Genomic DNA, 18,939 nt, shown 5'->3' on the forward strand with positions numbered 1-18,939 from the left:
GGAGGAATTCAGCCGGGCGCCTTCGCGCGTCCGCCCTCCGCCCCGGGTCCGGTAGCGGCGGGCGGGGTTCAGGCGCCGGGGGGCGGAAGACGCCAGAGGGCTCCGCAGGGACGATGCTGTGGCCAGCCCGAAGATCTCAAACACGCGCTTAAGGACCCATCAGGCCGTCTGCCACCACGGCCAATGTCCGGGGGTGGCAGCCAGGGCTACTCAACGCTGCGCCCGGTTGCAGGCTGGCGGGGTGGCTGTTGATCCAGCCTAGCCCTCCGATGTCGAGCCGGGTGCGGGTGCGGGTGACAGCGACATAGGCGAGGCGCGCTTCGGCGTCGTCGACCGGACCGGGGAGAGGCTGGCCAGCGTCGTCGCGCTCGTCACTGTCTTTGGGCTGGGTGAAGTCCTCGGCGATCTTCACACAGGGCCATTCGCGCCCTTTGGCCTTGTGGGCGGTGGAGACGGTCACCTCGGCGGCCTTTTCGGGGGCGAGTTGGGCGACGGCGGCCAGGATGGTGTCGGTGCCGTGGGTGTCGACCAGGTCGACCAGGGGCTGCAGGTCGCGTCCTGCGGGGTCGTGGGCGGCGTAGTCCTGCAGCTCGCCCCAGGTGAGGAAGAGCACGAGCTCGGGGTGGTGGGTGCGGCGGCCTTCCTTGAGGTCGCCGGCGGCCTGGGCCAGGGCGTGCAGACTGGCTCCTCCCCCGGCCAGGGCCACCCGGAGCCCGGCAGCCAGCAACTGCATGACCTGGGTCATGGCCCCGACGTTGGTGCGGCACAGCACCGCGTCGGGTCGATCCACGGGCCCGAGTTCGGTGAGCACCTCCGCGGTTCCCCTCAGCCGGAGGGGGGCGTCGGCCAGGGCCAGCCAGCGGTTGGCCTCGGCGGCGAGGTGCGGGCCGAAGCGGAAGGACTGGGACAGGGCGAGCTGGGTGCCGTCGAAGGCGGCCATCACGTCTTTGGCGCCGCGCCATTGGTAGATGGCCTGGGCGGAGTCGCCGACCATGACCAGCTGGGCGTGGTCGCGCTGGCTGTTGAAGATGTGTTCGACGACGGGGTTGGTGTCCTGGGCCTCGTCCAGGAGCAGGAAGTCGGCGTGGATCTTTGGGGAGGTCAGGGACCAGAGTTTGAGGTAGTGGTCGTGGTCGAAGCGCACGGCGCCGTCGTCGGGGTGCTGCAGGTCGGCCCAGGCCTTGTGGGCGAACGGGAGGATGTGTGCGGCGAGTTCGCGGTGGTAGCCGGGGTCTTCCAGGCCGCGCAGTCGGGGCACGTGATGCTGGGTGAGGGTGGGGTCGGCGGAGTGGCAGAAGCGGGTGATGGTGCGCAGGGTGGCGTAGGAGAGGGCGGTGGGGGTCAGGTGGCGGTCGCCGATGCGGATCATTTTGGTGATGCCCAGGGCCTGTCCGGTCTGCCAGCCGGGGCGGCGGGGTGCGTTCAGGCGGCGGTGGTAGCGGTGGCCGACGGCGGCGTAGGCCAGGGAGTGGGCGGTCTTGCAGGTGACGGTGGGCGGGAAGCGGGTGGCGGCGTCCTGGGCGATGGCCCGGTTGTAGGCGAGGTAGCGGCCGCGGCGCGGAGTGGACTTGGCGAGCAGGGCCAGGGTGGTGGTCTTGCCGGTTCCGGCGCCGGCCTGCAGGACCAGGTGGTGGCCGGCGTGGAAGGCGTCGGCCGCGGCGGTCTGTTCGTCGGTGGGATTCAGCACGGGGGTGCTCCGGTGGTGAGGGCGCGTCCCAGGGCTGTCAGAAGCTGGGGCGTGGACGTGCGGGCGAGCAGGGCGTGCAGGGCGAGGTCGAGGTAGTCGGCTTCGTGGCGGCTCTGGCGGGCCAGGGCCTGGGTCAGCGTCTGTTCGACGTAGGTGTGCGGGGATTGTCCGTGCGTCCTGGCCGCCCGGCGGACGGCTTCGTGCGCTGCGGGTGTGAAGGCGATGTTGAGCAGGGTGTGGTTCTGGGGGGCGGGGTAGTGGGTGGTGATCACGTCGATGGGCAGCACGGTGTCGAGTTGGCGGTGCAGGCGGTGCAGCGCCAGGTGGGGGGTCTTGGCGCGGACGAGGGCCATAAGACGGGTCGCGTCGGGGTTGGCGGCCAGCGGCACCGTGCGGGCGGCCTGGTGAAACTCGGCCGAAGTGAGCGCCCGGGTCAGGGTGATTTCCAGGGCGTGGTGTGTCACTGCCGGTCCCCGCAGCGGCTGCTGGCGGCGGTGTCGGGCAGGTGGGGGCGGATGTGGGGGTGGTGGATCAGGGGGTCGAAGGCCTGCCACTGGGTCAGGGCGAGGTCGGCGGCGCCGGGGGCACCTGCGTGGGCGGTGCAGCGCTGGGCGCGCCAGCGCAGCTGCTCGGCGTAGGGCAGGTGGGTGAGGTCATAGACGGCCATGAACCCGTCGGGCAGTGCCAGTTGCCCGCGCCCGGGGCTGGCGGGCCGGAGGGTCCAGGTGCCGGAGGGGACGGCGGTGTCCAGGACGAGGTGCGGGCAGCGGTGGCGGGCGCGGCTCTGAGCCACGCACCGGATGGCCTCGAGGGGTGCGCGGCGAGGTAGCGGGTGTAGAGGAACTGCACGACGGGCCGGGTGATGGGACAGGCCGTGGATGGCCCAGGTCGTGCCTGCGGGGGCGCCGGTGCGGGTGGGGTGAAGAGACCGGCATCGATCAGAGTGCGGGTGCGCACGGCGAGTTGGCGGCGCGCCTCGGCCAGGCGGGGAGTGAGGCGGGCGGTGGGGGTGCGGTGGGGGCACAGGACGGCGTGCGGGATGCGGCACCAGGCGCTGGTGTCGGCGTGGCGGTGGGCGATGCCTCCACTCAGGTGCCAGCGGCAGGAGTCCGGGACGGCATTCGTAGCGACTTCGTCCGGATGCAGACTGACGGGCCGGTGATCCTCGCGCTGGTACCACTCGATGCGGTTGCCGCACGCGCGGCAGCGGCCGGCCTGTCCGGTGCGCAGCAGACGGCTGGGGCTATTTGAGGACACACGCAGCGAGCGGTGGCGGCGGGGGCCGAGCGGACTGCCGTCCCAGCGGCGGGCCACAGGTGGCGGGTGGCGGCACATGAGAGGGAACGTGCCAGGCAGCACGCTGCGGACGCGGGGCTCACGGCGGATGTGTCCCGCGAATGGCGCAGCCAATGAGAACACCCGCGCGAGACTGGGAGTGTTCGTTCTATTGCAGTGACCCGTCCGGGTGGTGCGTTCGCGGCGGCCGCGGGACGGCGGGGGCGGTCCGGACGCGTCAGGCGTCGGGCGGGGTGTGGCCCTCGCAGAGGGTGCCCAGCAGGTGATCGACGGGGACGTCGAGGGCGTGGGCGAGGGCGTGCCAGGTCTTCAGGCTGCCGATGGTGCGCCCCTGTTCGATCTCGATGAGGGTGCGCCGGGCCAGGCCGCTGCGGTCGGCCAGTTCGTCGTACGTCCATCCCCGCCCGGCCCTCAGGCGCGCCAGCTCCAGGCGCAGCGCGGTGAGGTTGAGGTCGGGCGGGAAGATCGTCACTCCACCATCCGATGGTGCAGCACCCTGCCCTGTCAGTGCAGACCTCTGCCCTATTTCCGCAGGTCGTCGCCTTCAGCGGCAGGGCAGGGGTCTGCACTAGCGTGTGCGGTCGTCGTCATCCGACACCGGCGCGGACCAGGCGGAAGGAGCGCACCCGATGAGGCTCTGCACGACGCACGTGAGGGTGCGGCGCATCTGGACCGTGGAGCTCAGGCCGCAGGAGGGCGGCCCAGTGCTGGTGTGCCCGCACTGCCACCCCGGCCCGCTCCCCCTCACCGCGGGATCGGCGCGCTCGGCGGCCCTGGCGCATCTGGCGCATCATGCCCGGCGCGACGTGCTGGCACCATATCTGCGGACCTGCCAGTGCCACGGGCGGGGCTGCCGGTGGCATCCGCGCCACCGGGGCTGTTCCGGAGCCGTGGTGCTGGTGCGCGCACACGGCGGGCGCCTGTGGCGCCTGGCCGATGCCTGCGCGGCGTGCGCGGCGGCGACCGCGCAGGCAGCCGTCGTGCCCGACGGCTTGTTCCTGGCCACCAACCCCGGCCTGCATGCCGTCCCTCACACACGGAACCGACCCGGTCCGCCGCTCGCCGGGGGCGGTGGAGCGTGAGCGTGTAAGGGAGATGCTCACCTACCTGGCCGCCGCGCTGCCCCGCTTCTCCTCCCCCGCCGCCCGCCTTCTCGCCCTGCAATGCGCGCTGCGCGCCGACAGCCAGGGGCACGTCGAACTGCCTGAGGGGTTCCTGCGCGGCATGCGCCTGGCCTCTCACGCGGCCCCCTGGCATGAGCTCGAGCACGCCGGATGGCTGCGCTGCACCGCCCGGCGGCACGGGCGTACCCAGGCGCAGATCCTGGACGCCGCGATCCTGCACCAGGCGCCCGGCCGCCAGGAGCGGGCGCGCGCCGCCCACTGGGCACTGCACCCCACACCGCTGGCCGCGCCCCATGGAGCACCGCCGTCGATGCAGCTGGCGGCTCTGGTCCTTGCGGTGCACACCGAGGCCAGCAGGGGAAGCGCCGACCTCGACGACCTCACCCGGCTGTGCACGGCCGACGCTGCCTCACTCAAGGACCTGCTCGACCAGTTCATGCACTCTCGCCGGCTGGTGACCTGGCGGCAGGATCTCGAGACCAGTGAGGTCTGCTGGCAGCTCCCCCCGGCGCAGGGCTGAGCAGACGGCACCCCGCTACCGTCCCCCTATCCGTCCTCGGCCTCTGGACGCCCGTGCCCTGACTGTCCCGTGCGGTCGAGAACTCGCCCCGAAGTGCCCGCTGGACACCCTCGACGAGTTCAACACCTCTGCACCGGCACCTGCCCCACCCTCACCCTGGAGTTGAGGTTGAGGTGCACTTCGATGTACCCGTGCGCCACCGCACGCGTGCAGCAGCCCGCTGGTTCAGCTGCGCTCGGGCCGAGCAAAGCTCCCGATATCGGCAGATCCCTGGATGACCTCCGGGGCCACGCCGACCAACGTCTCTCGTTGGCTCCAGACATAACGGCAATTTCTTCACCGGAGCAAAAGAACAGCCGGACGCTCGCGGAAGAAGACGGACGCGCAGGCCCTGACCGCATCCACCGGTTGCTGAACCGGATCGAATGGGACTCGGACGAGGTCCTATGCGACATCCGCGGCTAGTACTCCAGCTGTAGATCGTTATCTTGCTGGTGGGGCCCCGGGTGTGGGCACGGGTCTGGCCATCATCGTGACTTGTGTGGGGTAACGATGAGACGGTGGCTGCGGGTGGGGTAGCAGGCACCTCGCTGCTGTATAGCGGCGCCTTCGGTGAGATGGGATGATCGCCGGAGGCCGTTCGAGTGGTAGGGGCCATCGTGATCGAGATGCTGGTCGGAGCGCTGATTTTCGGGACGGGGCTGGCGGTCGGTCGCCTGCTGCCCCGGCGCAAGCACCAGACGAAGGCCGTTGAGACCGGACCGTTGTGCCAGTGCGGGCACGGTGCCTCGTTCCACGATGTCGAGGGACGCTGCCGGGCAGGCGTTGATCGCGCAAAGTGGAACAACGGCGCGTGGGTGGGAAATGAGTTGCTGCCCTGCGAATGCCAGAAGTACACCGGGCCCGAGCCGCTGCCATCGTTCTACGCTCCGGAGCTGCCGGAGTAGAAACACAGATTGGTGCTCCAGCTAGATCGTGATCTTGCTGGTGGGGGCCGGTTCCGGACATGGGTGCGGCCACCGTTGATCATCAGTGTGTGAAGACAAAGGATCAGCCGCAGGTCACAGGTCACAGGTCACAGGTCACAGGTCACAGCATAGATCCTGCCCGCTGGCAGGACACGTTCGAGGCCCTGATGGGCCGCATCGCAGGACGCTTCGCCCGGGTAGAACCACGGCGCCGAGCACGGGAGTTCGTGCTCGGGCTGCTGTCGGACCTACCGCGCAAGAACTGCTGGACGCTGGCCGAGCACGCCGGGGACAGAACCCCTCATGGCCTGCAGCACTCGTTGTCACGGGCGAAGTGGGACGCCGACGCGGTCCGTGACGACCTCCGCAACTTCGTCATCGAGCAACTCGACGACGAGGAGGTGGTGTTGGTGGTCGATGAGACGGGCGATCTGAAGAAGGGCACCGCCACCGTGGGCGTGCAGCGCCAGTACACCGGCACCGCCGGGCGCATCGAGAACAGCCAAGTAGCCGCCTACCTCGCCTATTCCAGTCCACGCGGACACGCGGCGATCGACCGGGAACTGTATGTGCCGCGCTCCTGGACCACGGACGAAGACCGCTGCCGGTCCGCCGGAATCCCCGAGGAAGCCGGCTTCGCCACCAAGCCCGCACTCACCCTCCGCATGATCAATCGCACCCTGGACGCCGGAGTTCATGAGCCCTGGGTGGCCGCAGACGAGGTCTACGGAGGCAACCCGCAGCTGCGGGACACCCTGGAAGACCGCCAGGTCGGCTACGTCCTCGCGGTCGCCCGCGATCACCAGATTCCCACCCGGGCAGGGAAGGTCCGGGCCGATGCCCTGGCCAAGACACTGCCGAAACGGGCCTGGCAGAGGCTCTCGGCAGGCGCCGGCGCCAAGGGAAACCGACACTACGACTGGGCCCTGGCCGACATCCCCGTCGACCGGCCCGGCCACCGCCATCTGCTCATCCGCCGCAACCGCAGCAGCGGCAAACTCGCCTTCTACCGCTGCCACTCGGCCGCCACGGTGCCGTTGACCAAGCTGGTGCAGGTGGCCGGACGCAGGTGGACCATCGAGGAGATATTCCAGGCCACCAAGGGCCTGGCCGGGCTGGATGAACATCAGGTCAGGCGCTGGACGTCCTGGCACCGCTGGGTCACCCTCGCGATGCTCGCCCACGCCTTCCTAGCGGCATCAACCGCCCACGAACGCGCCCACCGCCCGACCCCCCACGAGCTGATCCCACTGACCTGCAACGAGATCAAGCACCTGTTCACCGCACTTGCCGCAACAGCCGTACGTCCAACCGGACATCGCCTCAGCTGGTCTGACTGGCGCCGACGCCATCAAGCCCGATCCCGAGCCTGCCACTATCAACGGCAGGCCGCTCATCAACGATGAAGATCACGAACTACAACTGGAGTACTAGGTCGTGGAACATCTCGGGGACCCGCGCTCTGTCCTGATCGGGGATGACACTGGATTCCTCAAGAAGGGCATCCGCTCGGCCGGCATGCAACGGTAGTGTTCCGGCACCGCGGGTGCAGGACCGCCGGGTAACGGCTATTGCCGCCCGCGAGAGAGGTGTCATGACGCTCCATTCCCACCCTCGATATGCGCGCCTGAGCAGTGAAAGAAGCGAGTACGTTGCCGAGACTGGAGCCTCGCGGGTGTCCTTGCAGATGATCAAATGGAGAGCGTCAGTATGGCAGCGAGCACACTGAGAACGGCCAGTGTCCCGATGGCGGCCTGCTTGAAGCGGGCTCGACGCCGCGAGTGGCGGCTGAGCAGGATGTAGTCACGCTCGTCGTCTGAAAAGTCGTTGGGGTTCAATGCCATCCTGCGATCGGCCTCGGCCAGGTCTGCTCCGCGCAACAAGCGGGCGGGGGCACGATGCTGTGACTCCCAGCGGAATAGGTCAGCCCGCAGTGTCTCCTGCCAGAGGAGGCTGCCCCGGGACTCGACAAGCCATTGCCTCCCGGTCCGCCAGAGCCTGGTTAGCGCCTCATGTGCCAGGTCGACCATTTCCTCTTGCCCGGCATCGCCCGGAGCGCGGGAGAGGACAACGAGCCTTCTCAGGGCCAGCATTCTTGCCGTGGCAGCGAGTTCGGGAGCGAGATCGGTGACGCGCGAGGATCTGCGGACAAAAGTATCGCCGTCGCTGGGTCGGGTCAGCTGAATGAACAGCCTTCGGACATATTCCTGTTCATCTTCAGGCAGTTGGGCGAACACCTGAATCGCGTGTGTGACCAGAACTCCCGTGACACCGCCCATGGAGCTGTAGGCGGCGTGGGTGAGCATCGAGCCAGTGCGCTCCTGCCACAGCCTGGCGAGGGTGAACTGAACGAACGGCATCCGTCCGGGCTCGTCGCCCGCATCTGCGGCAACCCGTTCCGGTAATCCTGGCTCGGATCGTAGCCCAGGAACGGCGTCGATTTGCGCCGATATCGCGTGCTCCAGCTCATCGGAGGCCAGCGGGGCGAGGAACTGCACGGAGTTGCTGACGAGGTTGGATGTCCCGGGCGTCACCAGCACGTCGAGTGAGTCGATCCGCGCGGTGGCAACGACCCGCAGTACGCCCGCGCCGTCCTTGCCCGAGACGGCGGCGAGCAGGGTGAACAGGTCGCGCGCAGCAGCTGGTTCTGCGTCCGCGTACTCGTCGAGTTGGTCAACGAAGAGGACGTGCTCGACGCCTCCCACCTGGGCGAGGACCTTGCCCCGCAGCTTTGCGGGCACATCGGCGTCCGCCTCCAGGAGCCGTCCCAGTTCCTCGGCGAGCTGGTCGACCATGTCGAGCTCCGGCTCCAAGATGCTGGCGAGTGCAGTGGTCACCGATGTGAAGGGCGAAAGCGTCAACTCGGACGCCCTGATGCCTTCGGCTCGCAGCCGGGGCAGTACCCCTGCCCGTACAAGGGATGACTTCCCACATCCGGTAGGCCCTGACACGAGCGTCAGCGGCCCGCTGTGGACGGCCGCGTGCACACGGCGGGTGTCAGCGTCGCGACCGTGGAAGAACTCAGTGTCGTCCTCTCTGAACGACCAAAGCCCCGGGAAGGGACTCTGCGGCTGCAGCGTCTTTTCTTCGACCAGGCAGCCCGACGGCACCAGATAGCCAAGGCGCGCACCCTCGTGTGCAGCGACCATCATTCCGACGACACCGCCCTGCGTCTCGTCCCAGGCCGGCGCCCCGCTGAACCCTGCCACGATGCGATGCGCCTGCGACGACGTCTCCACTTGCAGCCAGCCCGATGCCGTGTTTCCACGCAGTGTGCCCGACGTCCATGAGCCGTCCGGGAAGTCGGGCGGGAAACCGAGCGCCCGGAACGTGTGCCCCCATGCGAAAGCCCCATCGACAAGCGGTACCGGCCAGCTGCCCTCGACTGCCGCGTCGAGCTGCAGCAGCGCCACGTCCTGTCCATCGCGACGCCAGGACACCACCTTGGCCCCGGCCCTGGGGCTGTCGTCCAGCAGCGGAAAGTCAAGTTCCACCCGCTCGCCGTGCACCCCCTGCCCGGTATCCGGTACCACCTTCCCAAGTGCCATCTCGACGACATGCGCGCAGGTGCACACCACGTTGGCGGCGACGAGGAAACCGGAACCGATTACGTCACCGGTGGCCGAGTAGATCCGCACCTGCGACGCCGCGAGCGCAGCGCCTACCCCACTCGGACGCGGGCCCTGGGGTTTCGGAGGGCGGGCTCGATTGTGGGCGATGCAGATCTGACCCGCTGTGTTGAGGTTCATCCTCTCCGGCAACGGACCTGACACAGCGAGGAGCCTTTCGCGCATCCTGCCGAACAGGGCTTCCATGCCCAGCAGTTCACCGGCACCCGGCACTCCCTCCTTCAGAGTGCCGAGCAGTTCACCAGTAAACGCAGTGAACTCCTCCCCAGGCTCAGCGAGAGCCAGAGCCGTCGGGCCAGCAGCCGCGATGACGTAGGTACCTTCGACGACAGTTTTGCCAACGACGTCCGTGGCGCTGCCGTCCATCGCAGTCTGCAAGGCCCGGCCACTGAAAGTACGACCTTCTTCTTCGCGCCACTGTTACGGATGACGCGCCTCAGATACTCGAAGCGAAGAGCTGAGTGAACGAGGATGTCCCCTATGCGTGACCCCGAGAGGGCCAGATAAAGCTCCCAGCTCAGCGGGTCGGTCAGACCGTGCCCTGCGTAGTACACGACAAGAGTGTCACTGGCGCTGTCTGCGGCTTGCCTCACCACGCCAAGGACGTCGTCAGCGTTCGAAGGTTGCGCCAACACCGCGATCCTGTCCTTCGGCACACCCCAGACTTCCGGGTCGGTCAGCATGTTCCGGAGGCCGGCGAGGTTGTTCTCAACGGCGGGCAGATCCTCCAGTGCGGTGAAGGTGTGGCAGCCGATGAGGACCACATTGGAGGCGTCGCCTCGAGAGAGTGCGTCGGCCATACGGAAGTCAGGAGCCTGGTGTAGGAGCAGAGCTGGGGCCGTCGGCTCCCGGATCGGAGTCCGGGGCCGCGCCGCGGAGCAGCTCGATGAGGGAACGGATGGCCTCGGGGTCGTCTGTGTTCACGGTGACCAATACACCATTCACCTCGATGCGAACGGACGGCTGCGGTGACGGCCGGCTGGAGCGCCAGGCCACCAAGGTTGTCAACAGGCTACCGAGAGCGATCGAGTTGGAGAGCGCGACGTTCACGACATCCAGGGGAAAGCCGCCCATGCCGCCGGGGATCTGAGTCCCTCCCATGACCACCCGCGCCTGCCCACGGAGGCTCTGCTCCTCGTGGAGCCAACGGAGCAAAGCCTCCGATTCACCACCAACCACCTCATCAGCCTTCAGAGCAAGTTCCATACGACGAAGATTATCGCCACACATGCGAGCCCGATGGCTCTAAGCCTTGTTACACCGGTCCGGCGGCTGTCGATACCTCATTGAGAACGTGGGCGGGCGCCGGTCCCACCGTCAGCGCGCCACGGCCCCTCATGGCGTACGCAGTCGAGACGGCCCAGCGCAGCCTCCCGCCCGCTTCTGGCGCACGGAACTGATAGGGCCGCTGGCGGCACTTTCGTGCGCGGTGGAGTTCCGTGCTTCCCTGGCGCGCCGAAGAGCCTCCAACGTCTCCGCAGGAACGAGGGGCTGGTTCGGTCGGGTCCGAGCTGGCGGACCTCATCGAACGCGGCCCGCCCCGTCGGCCATTACATCTGTCCGCCGCAAGCGCCACTGCGGCCTCGATCTCGACAGGCTTGCCCAGGTGGGTACGCACCATCTCACGGAGCCTAGGGCACTGATAGATCGTGTCTAGTCCGCGAAACGGCAACCAGCGAAAGCGACTCATCGCGTTGTGCCTTCACGCCGTCCACTCGCCCGGTCTTCGCGTAGACCTTGTTCTCGGCACCTCCGAGCGACCAGCGCGAGAATTCCGTGATCCGCGGGTTACGAGTCTGCGTATCTCTACCGATCCGCGGCTCGCCGCAGGGCAGGCTTGCAGCCTTGAGACCTGCACAGTCAACACGGCGTATGCCAGCTGCCGCATCAGCCTCTGCAGTTTTCGATTCTCCGACACCGAACAGCAGGGCAAAATAGACCGTTGCCGGACAAGACACTCAGCGAGAATCCAACACCAGGCTCACAGAACGGCGTTGAGCGCACTCATGAACTGAGCCTGCCCGAAGTCATGGAGCTTCTTAGCGTTGCTATCGGCCTCGTCCTTAGTGACGACAGCGGGACTGCGTCGCCGTACCACGTCTGCGCCTACATCCAGATCGACGGACCTTGCATGATCCGTTCTCTCGGCCATTTCTCGCTGGGGAAAGTGCAACTCTAGGAGCCCGGCTTCAGCGGCCGTCGCCCCTGCGCCCCTCAGCCGTCATCAGGCTCACCACCGCCGCTGCTGTCGTTGTCGACACCTCGAGGATTGTGGCAGCCGTGGCTGTCTGCCATCAGGCTCCGCGGGGCCGCCAGGTGCGCACCTCAAGGTGGGTGATGTGCGCGTCGGGGTGGATGCGGCTGCCCTCCACGAGCCACTGGTGCACGGCGGCGGTGACATCGCCGCCCGTTGCATCCACGCGGTGGGCGAAGTCGGTGGCGTCGAAGCCGCCGGTGGTGGCCGAGCCGTAGGAGCGTTCCTCGCTGTGGTCGGCGCGTTGGATGACATCGCGGCGGATACCCGGTGAGTCGGTACGGCTCCCGGAGGGGTGCACGTATCCGCTCTTGCCCAGGCGGACGGTGAAGGCCAGGCGCAGGTTCTGGCGGACGGCTTCGGCGATCAGGGGGCGCAGGCGGGCGGAGCCGGAGGCGATGGCCTGGGCGGCGACGCGGCCGGTGCCGGTGCCGGTGGGGGTGATCAGGACGGCTTTGGCGCGGACCCGGGCGCGGGCGCCGGAGGCAGTGGTGCGGCGGGTGACGTGGGGGGCGGCCAGGGCGGCGAGCTCGGATACCTCGCTGATGTGGCCGCTCTGCACGGCGGCCAGGGCGTGGCGCAGGGCTGGGACGAAGGCGGCGCCTTTGTGTTTTGTGTAGAACTGGGAGACCAGGGAGGCGTCGCGGTTGATGATGCGGGCGATGTCGCGTTTGGTGTAGCCGACGGCCTGGAGCTGGTCGGCGAGCTGGGCGGCTTCGTTGAGCTCTGGCGCCGGACGGGCCGGGGCGGGGCGGCGGGTGCGGGGTGGCATCAGACCCCCGTGGTGGTCTGGGTGAGGGCGGCGCGTCCGGCATCGCGCAGGGCCAGGAGGTCTTCCTCGCTGGCGGGTGCGGCGAGGGGGCCGGTGAGGTGGCCTTTGTGGAGGTAGTCGCCGGGCTGGTGCTGGTAGGGCCAGTTGTGGGTGCTGGTGAGGTAGAGGGCGTCGGTGCGGAAGGCGACGACGCTGCCAGGCGGGGTGTGCAGGGCGCCGGCGTAGGTGTCCTGTTCGCGGTGGCGCTGGCTGAGCAGGGCGGCGCGGGCCCCGGACCAGATGGCGGCGGCCCATTCGGGGTGGGCGTTGGGATCGCGGGAGAACCCGGTGGGCTTCTGCCAGGTGATCAGGTCGTCGTCGAAGCCGATGATTTCGGCGTCCGCAGGCACCTCGCGCTCCAGGGTGCGGGGGGTGGTGCCGGTGACCATGCGGGGGCGCTGGGCGAAGGAGCCGATGCCGTACAGGAGGATGGCGCGCACGGCGCGGGAGGCGAGGTGCGCGGCGCGGGCCTGTGACCGGTCCTGCTGGAAGTGGGACTGGGTGGTGAGGTTGGTCCAGGCTTCTTTGAGTTTCTTGGCCCAGTCGTCGAGGGGTTTGCCGTCGTCGAACAGGATGCCGTCGAGGATTTCGATCTTCCAGGGCTGGAGGGGGTTGGACAGGGCGGTGTGGATTTCGGGGCCGCCCGCCCAGGTGGTGAAGGTGGTGCCCGGAGTGCTGGGGTAGTGCCAGGCGCGGTCGCCGGGGGCGGCGGCGGGCAGGATCCCGACGTGGTTCCAGGTGTCGGGGACGGTGACCCGCACGTGCCAGTGGCCGCAGCCGTAGAGGGCCTTGGTCTGCTCTTTCTGGGACCAGGAGGCGAAGGTCCGGGCGGTGATGCGGCGGGGGGTGCCGACCGGGGACTTCCAGGTGTGCTTGGCGTAGGCGAAGGTGCGGTCGTATTCGACGAGCCCGGGCAGTTGGTCGGGCACGCGGGGCGGGGTGATGAGTTCGGTGCGGCCCTGGCCGGCGGTGGCGTGCAGCAGGCCGCGCAGTTCTTCGGACAGGACGGGGTAGCCCTCGGCGTGCTGGCCGCGGGCGGGGATGGTGCGGGTCCACAGGTCTCGGCCGGTCTGGGAGGGCGATCCCATGATGACCGCGTCGTCGAAGTGGCGGCGCAGGGCCTGCCACAGCAGCACGAACGCGTCGCGGGCCACGGCCGGTTCGTCGCCGTCCAGGTCGAACCACTCCCCCATGGAGCGGATCTCGACATGCTGGCTCTCGTCGTCGCGCTGGTAGCGGGCGACGGGGGTGCGTGGGTGGACGAAGTGTCCGGCCATGCGGTCCTTGCCGCGGCCGGTGTCGGTGCGCCAGCCCGGCGTGGGGGCGTTCAGCCAGGCCGCGACCGCGTCGCGCAGATAGGGGTAGCGCTCGGTGTCGCGGTGCCAGGGGTCGCCGCCGGTGATGTAGATGCGCTCCACACCGTCGGGCACCGTGTGGAAGACGGCGGTCAGGATCTCCGCGGCCGACCGCGCGCCGAGCTCAAGGCGGTGGATCTGGTCGCGGTGCACCAAGATGCCGGTACCGGTGTCGAGGAAGACGGTGGATCGGGCCTGCTGGACGAAGTTGGGGCGTTGCGAGTTGAGGTTCGCGGTATGCGTGAACCACCGTGCCTCCGGGGCGTCTGCAGGAATGGAGGGCAGCGTCCGCGGTGCGTCCAGCGCTGCAGGCGGCGTTGAGGCATGCTGCGGAGGCATCGTGGCCCTTGGTGGGCTAACTGGCTGGGGGGCAGGGGTCATAGAAGGCGCCGGGGCTCCTTCGGCCGGAGCCACGGATAGGGGCGCCGTGTCCGCGTGTTCGGCGGGCTGGGCTGTCGGTTCCGGTTGGGCATCTGGTGTGCCGGGTGCTGCGTCTGGGGTGACGGTGAGGCTGTCCGGCGCTAGCGCGGGCGCCCGGGCGACAACTTCGGCCAGGCTCAGCCCGGCCGCAGGCGCGATCCGCTCCGCCTTCGCCTTCTCATACCCGCCCAGCACTGCGAGCTGTTTGTCCCGCACCGCCTCCAGCTTGGCCAGAGCGGCCTGCGCCTTCTTGATCTCGTCCCGCACGGTGCGCAGTTCGGCGAGCGCGGCGGTGTAGCTCGGTGCTTCCATCACGATCCCTTGCAGGGCGATAGTTCAGTCGGTAGTCGTAGTGGTGACATAGGCGATCGCCCCACCGGAGTGTGAGACGAGCCGGGTCCCCAGGAGTAGCTCAGCGATCTCTCGGTCGGCAGTCGCGGTAGCGGTCAGTTCCTTGACCGGAACAGTTAGGTCGGTTACGTAGCCGGCCAGTCGAGCGTCGGGGAAGACGTGACGGCCATGCTCATTCTTCTCCCACCTCTCCAGACCGGTCAGGACGGCGACCACATAGCTTGACAGGGTCACCGGCAGCACTCCCCCGGTCGCCATGGCCGCTGGGTCGCAACGCCACCAGCCGCGCAGCGCTTTGAGGAGGTCTTCGGGCGACAGAGCGGTGGAGAAGCCGATCCACTGACGGTCCACGTCGGTGACCCGCTGGGCGGCATCCACGCGTAGGACCGCGATCTCGGGGACCGCCAAGCAATGAAGCGGAGCATCGGGGCGGGCGGCGAGGGCCTGGACCGTGGCGAGCGGGACCATCACGCGCACCCCGTGCCACGACAGATCCGGCAGCAGCCCGGCACGGACCAGACGACGGAAGGTCGTGATTGCACAGCCGATTTCCTGAGCAGCCTGACCGGTGGTCAGCAGCACCTTCCCCCCCTTCCATGCTGGATCAGATATCTGATCCAGCATCTACACTATGCATGCTGCTATTGCAGGGCAAGCAGCATCCGGGAAGGTTCAGTACGTGTGGCGGGCGGCCTCGTCGGCCGCGGGCCCCGACGCGCCGATCTTGTTGAGCCTGCTGATGACGGCGCCTTCATCACGTCCGAGCTCTTGTGAGAGTTCGGCGAAGGTGGCGCCCTCGGCAGAGCGCCGGGCCAGTCGCTGCTCGTCCTCGAGCTGCCACTTCTTGTAGGCGTTCGGGTGCGTTTGGCGCTTTTCTTCCGCGGTGTATGCCTTGGGTTGCTCGGGGACGGTGCCCGCACGCTGCTCGGGGACAAGGTCGTCAGGGAAAGGCCCCAGCCTGAGGTCGTACAGCTTCCAGCGGATGGCCGCCTCACCACGCCCGAACTCGGCTGCGAGCTCCGCAGCGTCCTTCCCTTCCGAGTGGGCGGCACGCAAGCGCTGGAGCAGTTCCTGGGTCCACGGAGTTCCGCGGTGCACCGGTTTGACAGAAGGAGCGGGGGCCGGTGAGGGGCGGGGCGGACGAGTGTCGGCAGCCGCAGCCAGAAGGCGGGAGAGCGGGGCCAGGTCGGTGACGTCGATCTCTCCGCTGAGGTCGCCGAGGATCTCGCCGCTGTCGGCGGTGATGATGATGATGTTCACCTCGATGCGCTGGTTGCCGATCAGTTCCGCATCCAGGCCGTAGCGGTGGTCGGTCGCGTAGATCTCGAGCTTGGCAGGAGACACCGGGGGTGGCAGGGCGGATTCGGCCGGGTACCCATCGGGGGGTGTCTGATAGGAGGCAGACAGGAGTTTGTGGACGTGCCGGGAGGCCAGGAGCATCTCCCCGCTGTCGAGTTGGTAGGTGGTGGTGCTGGGCTCGAGGTCAGTGGTGGCATACCACACGCGCAGCATCTGGCCGGCGAACAGCCCGGCCCCATCGTCGGTTTGTTCTGGTGGAGGGAGGGTCAGGGCGCCGTGTCCGGCCTGGGGGGCGCAGATGTCGGCGTCGGGGTCACCGTGCCAGGTGCCGTGGGCGTCCGTGAAGGCGTAGATCAGGAGCATGTCGTGTGCTTTCCGGGATGAGGGATCGTCGGCGAAGCCGGTGCGGTCCCAGGTACTGGAAGGGTGAAGGAGGCAGGCGGCGTGGAATTTCGCGGTACGACGCAATTCGCTCCCGCAGGCAGCCGGCGGGCCAAGCGGTAAGCCGATGGCGAGCGTTGGCCGGGCGCAGGCTTGGCCTGCTCAGAACAGGGTCGTGGTCGGCTCGTCGGAGGTGTCGGGGCAGAAGAGTTCCGCCGAGGGCTGTGGGAGGGGCGTGCAAGGGTCGTTGATCCGTGCAGCAGGGTTGATGTGACGTGCCGTCAGGGCGTCGGCCCAATCCATGGTGTTCGTGGCAAGGGGCGTGACGTGTCCGAAGCGGGGGCCGAGGGTGAAGCTGCCCAGGACCGGCCGTTCGTCGGGGAGGATGTCCAGGGCTGTGGGCCTGGCGGCGGGGTAGACGATGCATCCGGACAGCACGGCCAGCGGGTAGCGGCCTGCGATGGCCAGGCTGGTCATTTTGCGGTGCATCTCGGTACGGGCAGTGGCGATGATGGCGGCGCGGATGTCGGGGCGCCAGGTGACGCGTTCGAGGGCCGGCCAGCTCTCGTAGGGGGTGTGATCGGGGCCGGTGGGGCTTTCCCGGAGCTTGTCGATACCGCCGTCCGCAGTGGCCTCGATGACCGACAGCAGCATCCAGTCCAGTCGGTCGCCCGTGGCTTTCGCTTCTTCGCAGGCGCGCAGGAAGGCCGCGCCGGTGACGCCGGGGGCGATCCGCAGACGGCGCAGTGTCTGCTGGTAGGCCTCTCGCAGCCGCGTGTTCCAGGGGTCCAGGTAGCTGCCGCCGTTGCCGCGCCGCAGGTAGGCCTTGATCGGCTGGATGGTGAGGCCGCGCTGGGATGCGATCTTCTGGGCGTAGGCCAGGGTGGGAGTGGCATACCAGGCAGGGCCGGTCGGCGGCTGTCCGTTCGGGGTGAAGGGGGACGGCAGGCGCGGGTCGGTGACGATGCGGGAGAGGTCGGCGTACCAGGTGCCGGGCACGGACGGGTCGAGGGCGGGCCGGTGTTCGAGAGGGCCGGGCGGCCCATAGCCGATCTTGAGTTTGCCTGCGGCGTTGGTGAGGGCGAAGTTGACCCCGAGGCACAGCGTGAGGGTAGGTCTCGCGTTCCTCCCGGGTGGGCTGCCGGTACCAGTTATGAAGCTCCTCGTTCAGGACGTCGTCGGAGTTTTTGTTGCGGGCCGCCATCGGGTGAACGGGGGGCGCTTCAGGCGGGGCGGGATCGTAGGCCCGGGTCAGAGCTCCGCGCGGGGCGGGCTCCGGAATGCGTCGGCCGCTGCCTGCGTGCGTGGTCCACTGTCTGGGCGGGCGCAGTTCGGTCATCAGCTCTGCGCCGCAGGCTGCGGGGGTGTCGTAGGGGGGCAGCACGGTGCTGGCATACCGGGTCGTCACCACGGCGAGGTCTTCGGCCTTCAGAGCGTGAAGGCCCCAGCGCTCCCCAAGGCTGGATGGCGAGCCGGACCGTGATGTGGTTGCCGGCGCTGACACGAGCCTGCAGCCGGCTCCAGGGGCCCATGCCCTCTGGGGCGGGATTCCATCCGGCTCGGTCCAGGTCGGCCGCGACGGGGTGGTGATCCGGCAGCCGCCCCGTATGTCCCGGGGCATCGGGCAGGCCAAGGAAGCCGGTGGCGGCCGCGCTGAGGATGAGCAGGGGCGGGAGGTGGTTGCCTTTGGCGTGCAGCCGAGGCGTTCCGGTGCCGCCCGTGTAGGCCCATGCCAGCAACGCAGGCAGGGTGCGTGCCGGGCAGTGCATGCTGCGGTGGTCTTTGAGATGGGCGACAAGCCGGTCGGTGTCGACGAGGTGGTCGATGACCGCCAGGGGGCCGAGGGGGAAGCCGTCGGGTGGTTTGGGCAGGCGCAGCGGCAGTGGGGAGGCCGGGGCGGTTTGCCGGGGGACGGCCGGTGGTTGCGAGGCGCAGTGCACGCCCTGGTGCAGCCATTGTCCTGCGGTTTTCCTGGTGGTGGGCTGGCCGCACCGTTCGCAGCGGCCCAGCGGCTGTCCGCAGCCGTCGCACGGCGCTGCCGGGCGGAGCGCGCTCGGTGCTGGGCCGGGACGTCGGCGCAGGGCTGCCCAGTCCGGTTCGTAGGCGGGGGGCAGTTGTTCGCGGATCCTGTTGAGCAGGCGCAGGTAGGCGATCTCGTCGCTGTGGTCGGCGTTGTGGCGCCCGGCCTCCCAGTGCGCCATGTCGTCGATTTCCTGGTTCAGGGTGCTGGCGAATTCCTCGAGGGAGGCACCCCAGGCTTCCCGTAGGAGGCGGCGCTCTTCGGGTGCGGGCAGCCGGGGCCCGCGGGGGCCCTGCCCGATCAGGGCGTCTACTGCTGCGAAGCGTTCGTTCATGTGCAGATCCGAAGAGTGTGGTGTCCAGTCCGACAGGCGATCGCCCGCTACCCCTGGCCAGACCGTCGTCGGGGAGGGTGGCGTGTGCGGCGTTTCGCTGCGCAGCATGCCCGATCAGGAGGCACCCCCGTTCAGGGTAGGCGAACGATTCTTCACCGGTACGACCATCTGACCTGCACGAACTTCCGTGGAGATCTTGTACGAAACACCCGTGCGAGTGGCCCGAGCGGTTCTCCAATTGATCGCGTTCGCTCGTTCGAGCTGTTCGAGCCTGAAGGCCTTCCCCTGCCGGACTGCGTCCCTCACAGTGATCGCTCTCAGGTCCGTTCAGGCATACGCCAGATGGGATTTCGCAGCGCCCAGCGAGCCGGTCTCATGACGGGCCGGCAAGCCGCGAGATGCCGGCTCTGCTCGATCACTTGGCTGGCGAAGGGGTGTGGTCTTCTCGTGTCGGAGACGTTGGTGGGGGAGCACGATCAGGCGCCCGGAC

At 68.6% G+C, this 18,939-nt stretch carries 17 protein-coding genes and 1 pseudogene; 4 read left to right on the forward strand and 14 right to left on the reverse strand.

Annotated elements, in window-relative coordinates; genetic code table 11:
- Positions 1-148 precede the first annotated feature (148 nt).
- From ACFQ7F_RS24790 to ACFQ7F_RS24810, 5 genes and pseudogenes are all read right to left on the reverse strand, one after another.
- Positions 149-1,684: a UvrD-helicase domain-containing protein gene (locus tag ACFQ7F_RS24790; protein WP_383274041.1), complete on the reverse strand. Its 1,536-nt coding sequence runs from the start codon at positions 1,682-1,684 to the stop codon at positions 149-151.
- A complete protein-coding gene (locus ACFQ7F_RS24795) occupies positions 1,681-2,151 on the reverse strand; it encodes a hypothetical protein (RefSeq protein WP_383273966.1) in 471 nt (156 codons plus the stop codon). The genes ACFQ7F_RS24790 and ACFQ7F_RS24795 overlap by 4 nt, the downstream gene beginning before the upstream one ends.
- Complete coding sequence (locus tag ACFQ7F_RS24800; protein ID WP_383274047.1) at positions 2,148-2,480, reverse strand: hypothetical protein; 333 nt, start codon at positions 2,478-2,480, stop codon at positions 2,148-2,150. Before ACFQ7F_RS24800 ends, ACFQ7F_RS24795 begins: the two co-directional genes overlap by 4 nt.
- 200 nt (positions 2,481-2,680) lie before the next feature.
- A pseudogene (locus tag ACFQ7F_RS24805) lies at positions 2,681-3,022 on the reverse strand (DUF6083 domain-containing protein); the annotation flags it as partial.
- Between the two features lie 178 nt (positions 3,023-3,200).
- The gene (locus tag ACFQ7F_RS24810) at positions 3,201-3,455 is read right to left on the reverse strand and encodes a helix-turn-helix transcriptional regulator (RefSeq protein ID WP_383273968.1); all 255 of its coding nucleotides are present in this window, start codon (positions 3,453-3,455) and stop codon (positions 3,201-3,203) included.
- Between the two features lie 548 nt (positions 3,456-4,003).
- On the opposite strand from ACFQ7F_RS24810, the gene ACFQ7F_RS24815 reads away from it, so the two are divergent.
- From ACFQ7F_RS24815 to ACFQ7F_RS24825, 3 genes are all read left to right on the forward strand, one after another.
- Positions 4,004-4,627, forward strand: coding sequence for a hypothetical protein (locus ACFQ7F_RS24815; RefSeq protein WP_383273970.1), 624 nt, complete (start codon positions 4,004-4,006; stop codon positions 4,625-4,627).
- Positions 4,628-5,286: 659 nt separating this feature from the next.
- Positions 5,287-5,574, forward strand: a complete 288-nt coding sequence (locus ACFQ7F_RS24820) for a hypothetical protein (RefSeq protein WP_383273972.1) — start codon at positions 5,287-5,289, stop codon at positions 5,572-5,574.
- A 188-nt stretch (positions 5,575-5,762) separates the two neighbouring features.
- Positions 5,763-7,001, forward strand: coding sequence for an IS701 family transposase (locus ACFQ7F_RS24825; RefSeq protein ID WP_383274044.1), 1,239 nt, complete (start codon positions 5,763-5,765; stop codon positions 6,999-7,001).
- A gap of 285 nt (positions 7,002-7,286) precedes the next feature.
- Here the strand turns inward: ACFQ7F_RS24825 and ACFQ7F_RS24830 are convergent, their stop codons facing one another.
- Genes ACFQ7F_RS24830 through ACFQ7F_RS24840 form a run of 3 tightly spaced genes read right to left on the reverse strand, consistent with a single transcriptional unit; the run spans position 7,287 to position 10,430 of the window.
- Complete coding sequence (locus tag ACFQ7F_RS24830; protein ID WP_383273974.1) at positions 7,287-9,410, reverse strand: serine protease; 2,124 nt, start codon at positions 9,408-9,410, stop codon at positions 7,287-7,289.
- A 35-nt stretch (positions 9,411-9,445) separates the two neighbouring features.
- The gene (locus ACFQ7F_RS24835) at positions 9,446-10,024 is read right to left on the reverse strand and encodes a hypothetical protein (RefSeq protein WP_383273976.1); all 579 of its coding nucleotides are present in this window, start codon (positions 10,022-10,024) and stop codon (positions 9,446-9,448) included.
- Between the two features lie 7 nt (positions 10,025-10,031).
- Complete coding sequence (locus ACFQ7F_RS24840) at positions 10,032-10,430, reverse strand: hypothetical protein (protein WP_383273978.1); 399 nt, start codon at positions 10,428-10,430, stop codon at positions 10,032-10,034.
- A 736-nt stretch (positions 10,431-11,166) separates the two neighbouring features.
- Here ACFQ7F_RS24840 and ACFQ7F_RS24845 point away from each other — a divergent pair.
- Positions 11,167-11,403 carry a hypothetical protein gene (locus ACFQ7F_RS24845; protein ID WP_383273980.1) on the forward strand — a complete coding sequence of 79 codons (237 nt, stop codon included), beginning with the start codon at positions 11,167-11,169 and terminating at the stop codon, positions 11,401-11,403.
- Positions 11,404-11,518: 115 nt separating this feature from the next.
- Here ACFQ7F_RS24845 and ACFQ7F_RS24850 read toward each other — a convergent pair whose 3' ends face one another.
- The 6 genes from ACFQ7F_RS24850 to ACFQ7F_RS24875 form a co-directional block, all read right to left on the reverse strand.
- Complete coding sequence (locus tag ACFQ7F_RS24850) at positions 11,519-12,250, reverse strand: helix-turn-helix domain containing protein (protein WP_383273982.1); 732 nt, start codon at positions 12,248-12,250, stop codon at positions 11,519-11,521.
- Positions 12,250-14,376, reverse strand: a complete 2,127-nt coding sequence (locus ACFQ7F_RS24855) for a hypothetical protein (RefSeq protein WP_383273984.1) — start codon at positions 14,374-14,376, stop codon at positions 12,250-12,252. Before ACFQ7F_RS24855 ends, ACFQ7F_RS24850 begins: the two co-directional genes overlap by 1 nt.
- 24 nt (positions 14,377-14,400) lie before the next feature.
- Positions 14,401-14,997, reverse strand: a complete 597-nt coding sequence (locus ACFQ7F_RS24860; RefSeq protein WP_383273985.1) for a DNA-binding protein — start codon at positions 14,995-14,997, stop codon at positions 14,401-14,403.
- A 90-nt stretch (positions 14,998-15,087) separates the two neighbouring features.
- Positions 15,088-16,077: a hypothetical protein gene (locus ACFQ7F_RS24865; protein WP_383273987.1), complete on the reverse strand. Its 990-nt coding sequence runs from the start codon at positions 16,075-16,077 to the stop codon at positions 15,088-15,090.
- A gap of 180 nt (positions 16,078-16,257) precedes the next feature.
- Positions 16,258-17,094, reverse strand: a complete 837-nt coding sequence (locus ACFQ7F_RS24870) for a hypothetical protein (RefSeq protein WP_383273989.1) — start codon at positions 17,092-17,094, stop codon at positions 16,258-16,260.
- A gap of 224 nt (positions 17,095-17,318) precedes the next feature.
- Positions 17,319-18,449, reverse strand: a complete 1,131-nt coding sequence (locus ACFQ7F_RS24875; RefSeq protein WP_383273991.1) for a hypothetical protein — start codon at positions 18,447-18,449, stop codon at positions 17,319-17,321.
- Positions 18,450-18,939: the final 490 nt, after the last annotated feature.

It is taken from the genome of Streptomyces sp. NPDC056486 (genome assembly GCF_042795295.1).
Taxonomy (GTDB): domain Bacteria; phylum Actinomycetota; class Actinomycetes; order Streptomycetales; family Streptomycetaceae; genus Streptomyces.